Annotated in this window: 7 protein-coding genes and 1 pseudogene; 4 read left to right on the plus strand and 4 right to left on the minus strand. The window is 68.7% G+C overall.

Translation table 11 applies throughout. The annotated features are described in order from the left end of the window. Nucleotides 1-447: 447 nt before the first annotated feature. Both EAO70_RS15335 and EAO70_RS39205 read right to left on the minus strand, forming a co-directional pair. Nucleotides 448-1,011, minus strand: a complete 564-nt coding sequence (locus EAO70_RS15335) for a hypothetical protein (protein WP_148003546.1) — start codon at nt 1,009-1,011, stop codon at nt 448-450. Nucleotides 1,012-1,117: 106 nt separating this feature from the next. Then, on the minus strand, nt 1,118-2,524 hold the full coding sequence (locus tag EAO70_RS39205; protein WP_261992874.1) for a hypothetical protein: 1,407 nt from the start codon (nt 2,522-2,524) through the stop codon (nt 1,118-1,120). A gap of 407 nt (nt 2,525-2,931) precedes the next feature. Here EAO70_RS39205 and EAO70_RS15345 point away from each other — a divergent pair, with 407 nt between their 5' ends. From EAO70_RS15345 to EAO70_RS39215, 4 genes and pseudogenes are all read left to right on the plus strand, one after another. Next, nucleotides 2,932-3,810, plus strand: coding sequence for an SAVMC3_10250 family protein (locus EAO70_RS15345; RefSeq protein WP_148003547.1), 879 nt, complete (start codon nt 2,932-2,934; stop codon nt 3,808-3,810). 66 nt (nt 3,811-3,876) lie between these two features. Continuing rightward, the gene (locus EAO70_RS15350) at nt 3,877-5,799 is read left to right on the plus strand and encodes a protein kinase domain-containing protein (RefSeq protein WP_148003548.1); all 1,923 of its coding nucleotides are present in this window, start codon (nt 3,877-3,879) and stop codon (nt 5,797-5,799) included. Between the two features lie 157 nt (nt 5,800-5,956). Next, nucleotides 5,957-6,367: a hypothetical protein gene (locus tag EAO70_RS39210; RefSeq protein ID WP_148003549.1), complete on the plus strand. Its 411-nt coding sequence runs from the start codon at nt 5,957-5,959 to the stop codon at nt 6,365-6,367. 45 nt (nt 6,368-6,412) lie between these two features. Further along, a pseudogene (locus EAO70_RS39215) lies at nt 6,413-6,873 on the plus strand (FAD-dependent monooxygenase); the annotation flags it as partial. A gap of 463 nt (nt 6,874-7,336) precedes the next feature. Here the strand turns inward: EAO70_RS39215 and EAO70_RS15370 are convergent. Both EAO70_RS15370 and EAO70_RS39220 read right to left on the minus strand, forming a co-directional pair. Continuing rightward, complete coding sequence (locus EAO70_RS15370; protein WP_261992875.1) at nt 7,337-8,101, minus strand: hypothetical protein; 765 nt, start codon at nt 8,099-8,101, stop codon at nt 7,337-7,339. A 96-nt stretch (nt 8,102-8,197) separates the two neighbouring features. Then, nucleotides 8,198-9,025, minus strand: a complete 828-nt coding sequence (locus EAO70_RS39220; RefSeq protein WP_261992876.1) for a hypothetical protein — start codon at nt 9,023-9,025, stop codon at nt 8,198-8,200. Nucleotides 9,026-9,223: the final 198 nt, after the last annotated feature.

A 9,223-nucleotide genomic window follows, 5' to 3' on the forward strand; every position in this document is an offset into this window, starting at 1 on the left:
GTGACCGGCCGTGCCATGTCCGGCTGTCCGAGCAGGTCAGCGGCCTTGTGCGACTGTCCTCGGTCATTGGTGACCAGGTCGCTGTTGCCCACCGGGGCCCTGTCCCCGGTCAGTGACCGGGAGGCAGGAGCCTTCTTTTCCAGGGGCAGCGGCCAGCCGTCGGGCCTCGGGAGCGACGGCCTCTCCGACGTAGCCGACGGCCAAGGACGGGTCGATCGCGACGCGGTACCCCAGGTCGGCCAGCATGCTCGCGGCAGAGGAGGAGGCGAGCTGCCGGTCCGGGCCGACGAGGCGCGACGCGAGGCTGTAGGAGGCGGGATCGCCCGGGTTGCCGGGGGCGGCGAAACCACAGGAGCGCAGGATGTGGTGGGCCGATTCGGGCAGGCCGGTCCGGCAGTCGGCCCAGACCAAGTCATCGGCCCAGGGGAAGATTTCGACGTCGGTGCCTTAGGTGTCGGCGAGGTTGGCCATGGAGGGCCCTTCTGGAGAGCGGCGCGGTGGGGTGCGCGCCGGGACTCCTTCGGTGCCGGGCGACGACGGTTGTCGGGGGCCGGTCTGCGGCTTGGAACCACGGGGGGGGGCACTACGGCGGTCGGCGTCCGGATCGCGGGCGGGAGGCTCTGCGGCGACCGGGCTGGTGCCGAGGATGTCGTCGAGCAGTTCCCGGGTCCGCAAGACGTTGACCCTCTCGTGGTACCGGGGGTTGGTCCGCTCGGCAGGGCACGCGGTGATCCCGTCCTCGGCGGCTGCCAGCTGCTCCTGAACGTCCTGGAGCATGACGTGGGCGGCAGCCAGTCGCGTCCAGGTCTCGAAGACCTCTTTGGGCGTTGCGTCCGCGGTGAGACGGGCGATCGTCCCGGGGACGGAGTACGGGTCGGCGGAAGCGCTGGGTAGGTGTCGGACCCGCGGCGGCTTGTCGGAGCTCGGTGCCACGCTGCGGTGTGCGTGCCGGATGTTGTGCTGCATCGCGGCGCCGATGGCCTCGCCGATGCTGGAGTAGAACTCGGGCACGGTTCCTCCGTGAGTTGGTGGTGCTGGCTGGCCAGGTCGGGTGGAGCGCGTGCTCCAGCCGCAGGAACGGTCCTGGGTCTGGGGGCGGAAGGCAGAGGCGGCGGAGTCACGGCGTCACCGGCAGGGGCAGGCTGTCGGCGAAGGACGAGAGCCGTTCGCGGACGGCGGGGTTGCCGGCGGTGACGCCGCACACGAAGCACGTACGCGACAGGCCGGCGGATGAAGCGGACGAGGAGAACACTCGATCACCGCCGAGGACCGGAGGCACGGGGCGGGCGCGCAGCCGCACGGGCATCCGTGGACTCGATACCGAAGACCGAGACGACCTCGGCCTTGGCCGCCGCAGGCGACACGGCCAACGCCGCGCTCTGGGAAGCAGGCAGATCCGAGGACCGCGTCCGCGTCTCGGCCTGGGACGGGCCGCCGGCACGACGCAGCTCGTCCTCCGAGTCGACGACCTCCGACTGCGCCGAGCTGACGAACTCCGCCGCGAAGCCGAACCGGTCAGCCAGCGCGTACGCCTCGTTGTCGAGGTCGGTGATGTGTTCGCTCGCCGCCTCCAGCGCTTCCCGGACACGTTCGGGGCCCCGTGCTCGGGGTGAAGGAGCTGGTCGACCGCTTGCCGAAGGTCCGCCCCGTTCTCGGCCGACCTGATGCGGTCCGTGATCTGAAGGAGCGCGGCTCCGGCAGCGTAGGGCCCAAGGGGATTCGCCGGAGTACTCATCCGGGCCACGTCCAGGGAAGGAGCGAGATCGACGCCGTAACGGGCGGCACGGAGCATCTCGGCCGCGTGGCTGGCGATGGCGACCCGGTCAGCGACCGCGGTGGTGGTGGGAAGCCGGTGGCGCCGTCCGTGCCAGTCCTCGATCTGCCGGAAGCCGGCGTGCTTGAGGATCATCGCGGAAAGATCTTCATTGGCGCCCTTCGCCACGACACTGCCGCTGGCCTCGGAGGAGATGGTGATGAGAGGGGCAGGCACAGAAGTCTCCTGGGCACGGGAAGTCGGATGGGGTGCGGTGGGCATATGCCCGAGATCGGCCGCGATACGGCGGCACTCGGTCTGGAGGCGGAAGGCGTCGCGATAGCCCTGGTGCAGGCCGCCGTCCTCACGGGCGAGGGTGGCCAGGACGTGCACCTGACGGGGCTGGTTGCGCAGGGCGATCCACCGGCAGGCATCCGGATCGCCTTCCGGGGCGATCCCGACGGCGGACACCAACCGGCGGGCGACGACAGCCCACTGCGCGTCGGTGAGGTCCGGCCGGTGAGGATCGGAACGGACCGAGCAGACCCACGTCGGCCGGTTGGGCGAACGTGCCCCGAGCCGCTCGACCGGAGCGTCGAGAGCATGGGCCAGGTAGGGCAGCGAGCCCGGCTCGGCGAGCAGCTCGATCGGCGACCCGTGACCGTCGCCCGCGATCAACCGGGGGCCGACGTGGGCACCGCGTTCACCCGGCCCGTACAGGTACGCGAGCAGGCCGGCGGTGTCGCTGGCGCGCTGCAGATGGGCGATCACGACGTCTACCTCGAAAGAGAAGGAAGAAACGAGGGCCCGGGAGACCGGACCAACAGGGAGAGAATCCGCAGGATTCGGGATTTGGCCCGGCCGGGGATCCCTGATAGAGGCCCTGCTCACCCGGCCCCTGGCCTTGGTGGGAGAGGAGGCACCGGTGCCCCGCCGAAGCGGGGCACGGGACAGCTAGAAGCGGGGGTTCTCGCTGGGCCGGTCGGCGTCAGTGGCGGCCTGGAGTAGCTCGGTGAGGTCGTCTGCCGCAGTAATCCGCCATTCACTGCGGGCATCGCCCTGACGAGTCATCATGGCGACGGAAGTCCGACCCATATGCGTGAGGAGGGCCTTTGCTGACCTGCGAGCCGTGGGTCCGCGAGTGTGTTTTCTGACTAGCCAGTGTGGGGCTCACCACCATGAGCAAGCTGGTCTCACGGCCGTGTGTTGTCTCGCAGCGCACCCCGCCAGCGTCGATCAAGACTACGACCGCCGTGACGTTCGGTCAGGCGGACTGCGGAGTAGACGGTGGAGGCTGGCAAGATGAGGCCGGGGCGATGGACGTGTGGGGGTTGGAGTTGCGCGAGTTCGTCTACTTGTCGGACGGGAAGATCAGTCAGTTCCTGTCAGAGCCTGGGCGGCTGCGGTTCTTGGGGGCTCTGCGGTTAAATACGCCTGTGGGGGGCGTGGACGTGGACGCACCTGCGGCCGATGGCGAGTGGGAACGGCTGCGCCGACTGAAGAAGATATCCAAGCATCTTGAAGAGAAGGCCCGCTGGTTCGCTGACGACGAGCTGCGTCCGAGAGACTGGATGTGGTTCGAAGCCCCTCTCCACTGCGTCACGCTGCGCGGGGGCTACCGTCACATGGTGCTGTTTGCCGACCCTGTGCCCGGTCAGGACTCCGAGTACGACGACAAAGCGGCTTGTCGCCTGCTGCTGCACGGGTCGGCCCGCCATCTGATCGGATTCGCGCCGACGGTGGTGGACGGCCCCGTACTGGGCATAGACGGAGGCTCCAGCATCGGCACGACGTTCCTCACCACGGCAGGCCATGTCGTCAGGGCACTGTCCGTTGAGCACGACCCTGTGGCTGAGGGCACCGAGTCGCCTTTCGCGTGCGTGAATGGATCGGGTGTGCGTGACCTCCTCACCGCTGTCGACACACGCAACGAGGGCGCCGGCACCGCGGCGTGGATGTATGGGTTCGCACGGGTGACCGCGGACTTGCCCGCCGAGGGCGGTCTTTCGCGCTGCGTGCTGGCCAGCCCGCTCGCCGTGGAAGTTATGCCGACCTGAGGCTGCGCCCTGCCGTTGGGCAGGCCACAGCGATGCACGACCAGGGGGACACGAAAGGAACACGGGATGGAAGACGCCACCGCACCAATAGCGCTGCGCCTGGTCCGAGAGCATCTTGCGCGGATCTACCGCCCTTTGATCGACATGACCGACACGTCCTCCCTGCCGCCGGAGCGACGGGATCCCGTGTTTCTTTCCCGCGCTCTGGCCGCCAAGGCCGTCGAGCTGCTCATTGGCTGCAGGCCGCAGGAAGCTGCCGACTCCGTCGTGGACGGGCCTGACGACTTCGGCATCGACGCGATCGCCATTTCTCCCGATCACACCGAGATCTGGTTCGTCCAGGCCAAGTGGAGCGACCTTGGCAAGGCTGGCTTCGACTCGTCGAATGCCGCCAAGATCGTGAACGCCTTGCAGCGGCTTGCGGACCGCCGTTACAGGGGCTTCAACGCACGCATCCACGCTATGACCAACCAGATAGACATGGCGCTCAGTTCACGGCACTGCCGTGTGCACCTGGTAGCAGCGATGGCGGGAGAGGCCCGACTGAGCCCTCACGTGCAAGACCAGCTATCGCTCGGGCAGGAACAGTTCGGTTTCGCCGGCCGAATCCCGGTAGAGGTACACACTCTCGGTCTGCCCGACTTCTATGCCGCAGCTCGCTCGACCGCGACGCGGCGCTGGGGAAGGGGAATGAACTCCCTAGCGACACAAGCCATCACGGAGGCCACTCGCCGGCGCCTGTTCGACGCCCTCAGAGCAGCGCCCTCCACCTGGTCCGGCGGTCTGGACGAGATCGCCTTCCTCAGCCGGCTCTACGACCTTGGCCGCCTGCCGAGCTTCGACCCCCGCTTCGCGACAGCCGAGGACGATATCGTCCAGCACCGCCTCAACAACCCGGAGGACTGGGAAGACGACTGGGTCTTCACCGACAGTCGCCTCGGGCTCGCCGACGGGCCGGATGCGGCTCTCCTCCGGTTCCTGGCAGAGATGATCCATCCAGCCGTCCGGGCGGATTCGAACGAGGTGGAGTACCTTCTGGCGCTGATCAACGACGCCCTGGCGCCAGATGGATACCAGCTCCGTCCGGCCTCCGTGATCAGCGGCTACCCCGTGTACGAAGCCCGCCGGACGAGCACCGGCGCCGGAAGGCCAACTGCGGCGCCGACACTCTCCACCACGTCTCTCTCCGGCCTGGCCGCCGCTGTCCCTGCCACGCCAGCCCATTCCGCGTCGGACGTCTACGCCACGGTTCGCGAACAGGCAAAGGGCGACCGGAGCGACTACAACCGCGCCCGCCTGCCTCACCCCGACAGCAACCAGGCAGACGTCTTTGATTCCACCCACAAAGCGACGGGCACCCGCGTGGCAGTGAAGCAGCTGCACGGAAAGTATCCGACCGAAGGCCGGGGCGCCCGCATGCGACGGGAGATCGAGGTCGGCATCGCACTCAACGGACACCCACACACCATGCCCATCCTGGACCACGGCACCGACTTCACATGGTTCGCCATGCCCTGGGCAGACGGCACCGCCGAAGACCACCAAGCCGAACTCCAGGACCCTGGACGCCTGCGCGCCCTAATCGACGCCCTCACCTCAGCACTGGGTGCAGCTCACCAGTCAGGCTGGATCCATCGGGACATCAAGCCGTCGAACATCCTTCTCCTGGACGGCCGATGGGTGCTCGCCGATTGGGGTGCCGTCCGCCGTCCACCAGGCCAGACCACCAAGGTCGGGCGTACGCGCCTCGGCATCGGCACCGAAGGCTTCACCGCACCGGAGATCTTCACGACGAACCAAGGCACGCCCCAAGCCACCAGCGACATCTACGGCGTCGGCCGGGTCATCGCCTGGGCCGTCACCGGCCAGATCCCCGCCGCTCCCTGCCACCCCAGGCCCCTGGCGCAGCATCGTCAGAGCAGCCACACAACAAGACCCCTCCCGCCGGCCCCAGAACATCGGCGAACTGATCGCCCTGATAGAACGTGAGCTCACAGCCATCCCCGAGTCCCCCCACGTACGGGCGACGAGCCTCGTCCAGAAGGCCAGCATCAACCGCATCGGTGCAGCTGACGCACTCCTCACTCTGCTCACCGACCATGCAGACGACTACGAGCTCTATGTGGATGTCCTCACCCAGCTCCCCGTGAGCCAGGCATACTCGGCCCTCACGCGAGACCCTTCCCGCGCGCAGACCGTCCTGCAGGCCCTAGCCGACCACGTTGACGGTGACGGCACGCACATAGTGCAGTTCGGGCAGGCCAGCCAGGTCGCGAAGTGGCTCTGTCAGATAGCCGAGCAAGCAGCTACCCAGCAGCAGTGGGACCTCCTCGACGAAGCCACGCAGACCATGTGCATCTGGGACGGTGCGTGGGACCAGTGGAATGCCCAGGAGCGGATCAGTCCCTGGCTCGACAGCCTGCAGGGCGATGCCGCGGCCGCTGTCGCGGGCATTTTGCGCCAGTACCCTGATTCGGCTGGTCACTTCAGCCATCTTGCCCACTCCCGAATCGTCGACTCGCGAATCCGCCAGGCGGTCGAGCTCTCCCAGCAGTGATATCCCTGGTCTGCTCCAGGGGGTGCGGGACCAGGTGTTCATGACGCCGATACCGTCCGGTGGGGGCACAAGGCCGCAGGTGTCCGTGCCCTCGGCGAGGACTGCCACGAGGTGACCTTCACCGACGGCACCATCTGTCGTCGCGAGCGTGCTGGTCGGCGCGAACGGCGCCTGGTCGCGGGTCCGGCCGCTGCTCTCCGGCGCCGTGCCCTTGTACGCCGGCACGTTGTTCGTCGAGACGTACCTGTTCGACACCGGCACCCGGCACCCAGCCGCCGCGAAGGCGGTCGGCGGCGTGATGATGATCGCGCCCTCGCCGGGCAGGGAGATCTTCGCCCACCGGGAGAGCGGCGACACCCTGCACATGTACGTGGCGCTGTCCAAGCCGCTGGACTGGTTCGCCGTCATCGATTTGACCGATGCCGCCGCCGCGACTGCGCGGATCGCGGCGGAGTTCGAAAACTGGACACCGGAACTCATCGCGCTGATCACCGACAGCGACACCGTCCGCAGCAAGCAGTCCCGCTCTGGGTGCCCTTCAGAGCGGAGGCCGCGTAACGGGCCCGGACTGTCTAGCAGAGGTCGGGGGACTGGTCGGTCATGGCGGACCTCCCAACTTGCCGTTGGTGCGTGCGGTCAGCCGGTCAATGCCTTGACTTCCTTGTCCACGGAGTCTGCAGCAGGGGTCAGGTCCCCATCGAGCGAGTCCAGAATCCGTGTACCTGGACCACTTGCCCATACGCACGCTAACTCCCCCTCGACGGCCGGGCCTCCGGCCGGAACGGCGACTCTATTCCACTGCTCTGACATCTCCGCCGAGCGGGCGTACCAGGACTTCGTCGAGCGGGACTGGGCAGGCGGGGCACTGTCGGAGCCAGACAACACCGGCGCGGCATCGGGCATTCCGCACCTTGGAACATCCCGCTGTACCGGCAACGGCCATGGGAGATATTCCTTACGGGAGTTGGGTCAGCGGTCGCGGGTGAACGCGATGCGCGGGTCGACGGGCCGGGCCGCCGCGACGGAGGTGGCGGGGGCCGACGCCGGCGTCTTGCCCGGGACACTGGCGAGGGCCGGGCTGGTGGCGAGCGCGGCGGCCACGATCGGAGAACTACGGCCAGCGCCCTGGATGCGGTCGCGGGACGATGTGGGCCCGGGGCGGTGGCGGGCCGCTACGTCCTGGACGAGGCGAGGTTGCACCGCGACCTGGACACCGGAACGGTGCAGGGCCAGCGTGGCGTCGGCGACCTTCCCCAGGGACTCGTTGCGGCTGGTGGCGGCGGGCAGTGTGTAGATGTCCAGGCGCTGATCGTGTCGCCAGCCGTGTTCGACCAGGGCGAGCCCGGTGAGCCCGGAGGCGCGGTTGTCGATGGCCGCGACGACGCCGAGCCGCGGATGCTCGGCGAACGCGACATCGGGCTCGGCGTGCGGAGCCCGGGCCGGGACGGGCTTCGCGCCGGGTACCAGGGAGGGGTTGAAGACGGCGTCCGCGTCGACCCGGAAGCCGGCGTTGCGCAGCAGCGCGACGGCCCGGGTGGCGCGGCCTTGCCCGTCACGTTGCTGGTCGGTCAGGGCGTACAGGGTCGGCTCGCCCAGGACGGGGCGGAAGTCGAGCCGCTCCAGCATCCAGGTGCCGGCGGCGAGGTTCTTGGGGTTCGCGGCGACGATGCCGTAGTCGGGGTGGCGGCCGACGGTGACGTCGGCAAGCAGTTCTTCGGCGGAGGTGGGCAACACGGCTGATCCATCCGGTGGTTCGATGACGAGGGAGGTCGAGGGCCGGAATGGTTCTGCGGGTGAGAGGCATGCGGCGTACTCCGAGACGGGAAGAGGTCAGCGACCAGGGGTGGTGGAGGGACGTGCGGGTGGAAGCACGGGACGTGGGGGAGGGTCCGTCGCCAGGCGTGTGCGGACCGTGCGTGGTGCGGCCGACGGTGAGGGCGCGAGAGCAGCGCTCACCCGTGGCGGAGCACAGGCTGGCAGGGCGGTCCGGTCGATAGGACTTCGGCCCTTGGACGTGAGCAGGGCCGAGTCGCACAGGACGGTGAAGCCCTCGTCCTGCAGCGCTGCGAAAGCCCGGGTCACGGCCCGCCGCTGCTCGGTCGGATCGGTCATGGCCGAGGGCAGCCGGTGGTAGCGCTCCCCGTCGAATGAGACGGCGGCGATGAAACCCGCACGGTGGAGCACGACGTCGGCGACGCGCTCCTGCGAGGAGCGCTGCTGTGCGGGGCGTGGCGGCACACCGAGCTGGTCCAGTCGTGTGTCGACGGCGGCGAGCAGACTCGGGACGCTGCCGCCGTACCGGGCGTCAGGGCCGCCGGGTTCCGAATCGTAGATCTCTTCGTACACCGAGGGCCCGGTGTCCCGGTGGCGGATCGCCGTCCAGCTTTCGGGGAACTCGGGCTCCTCGCTGGGTGGTTCCTGCGGCGGCGAGATGATCAGCGAGCTGCCGTCGGGGAGGGCGGCGTGGACGATGTAGTCGCTCAGGCCGTACTCGACGGTGACCTCCAGGCCGCGTTGGTGGAGGGGAGCGGTGAGGTAGCCGTACCGGTGATCCTCGTTCGGATCCTCGGAGACAACAGGCGAGGAGGGGGTGCTGGTCCACGCGGTGATGTGTGGTCCCTCTCGCTCGAAGGTGATCAGGGGGTTGTCCTGGTGCATGGGCTTCTTCCGTGGTGGGGTGTTCCAGCGGTCGGCGGCGCGGGCTGCGGGCACGCGGTACTGGGCGGGCGGTGGTCCACGAGGATCTGGCGATCGGAAGGTTTGGTCCCGCCGGGACTCGGTGCTACGGGCGTCAGCGGGAGCGACCCGGCACCGGTGGGCCGAGTGCCGGGTCGCTCCCGCTGACGCCCGTAGCAC

The organism is Streptomyces sp. adm13(2018) (assembly GCF_008042145.1).
Taxonomy (GTDB): Bacteria; Actinomycetota; Actinomycetes; order Streptomycetales; family Streptomycetaceae; genus Streptomyces.